Annotated in this window: 2 protein-coding genes; both read right to left on the bottom strand. The window is 62.8% G+C overall.

Features of this window, described 5'->3' with window-relative positions; translation table 11 throughout:
* Nucleotides 1-773, bottom strand: a 773-nt coding sequence (locus EOA28_RS36910) for an ABC transporter substrate-binding protein (protein WP_245501696.1), incomplete at its 3' end; no start/stop codon positions are given.
* Nucleotides 774-830: 57 nt separating this feature from the next.
* The coding region (locus tag EOA28_RS36905) for a DUF427 domain-containing protein (protein ID WP_128315900.1) at nt 831-989 on the bottom strand (159 nt) is incomplete at its 5' end.

Here is a 989-nt window from a genome sequence, read left to right as displayed (position 1 = left end):
ATCTCGACCCGGTCGGGCAGCGCCTTGTCGCCCCAGTAATCGGGATTGCGCACGAAGCTGGCGCCCTGCTTGGGACGGAAGGATTCGAGCTTGAACGGACCGGTGCCGTTGAAATTCTTCTCGAAGTCGCCGGCATAGTCGGCCGGCAGGATCACGGCGTTGTAGACGTCGGAGGAGACATAGAAGGGGAAATTCGAGTTCGACTGGTCGAGATCGAAGGCGACCGTCTCGTCGTCGACGATCTTGGCGCCGCCCTTGGACAGGATGCCCTTGTAGGCTGAGAGCGCCGAGGAGCCGCTGTTCGGATCGACCAGACGCTCGAAGCTCGCCACCACGTCCTTGGCGGTGACGGTGCGGCCGTCATGGAATTTCACGCCGGGCCGCAGCTTGAAGGTCCAGCGCTTGGCCGTCTCGTCGGCTTCCCAGGACAGAGCGAGCTTCGGCTGCAGCCCGTCCTTGGGATCGTCGAGGATGAGATATTCGCCGACCTGGCTGAGAACGCCGATGCTGGCCGGATCGGTGACGGTGACCGGATCGATCGCCTTGGTCGGCTGGCCAAGCCCGACGCGGACGGTGCCGCCGGCAGTGGCCGCGCGGGCCTGACCGGAGAAGCCCAGCCCTTGCGAAGCGGCAAAGCCGGTCAGGCCTATCAGCGCGGCGTATTTTAACAGGTCGCGGCGCTTGAGATAGCCCTTGGCGTATTCGTCGACGGCGACGTTCCAGATGTCGCCGGAGAGATTGCGAAGGGCGTCGATTTCGTTGCGCTTGGTCATTTTTTGCCTCTGTGAAAATCGTGGTTTTTGAAATGAAGTGGAGACGACGGGGCCGGATCAGACCGGCTGGCCGTCGAGATGGATGCGGTCGACTGCTTGCGGATAGAAGGCGATCAGCCCCTTGATCCTCGGCATCTCGGCGATCGGATCGCGGTAGCTCCAGGCGATGTCTTCCCTGAGGGAACCGTCCTTGAGCACGCCCGACCAATAGGAGGC

The organism is Mesorhizobium sp. M2A.F.Ca.ET.067.02.1.1, assembly GCF_004023285.1.
Lineage (GTDB): Bacteria > Pseudomonadota > Alphaproteobacteria > Rhizobiales > Rhizobiaceae > Mesorhizobium.
This window is presented reverse-complemented; position numbering and strand designations above follow the sequence as displayed.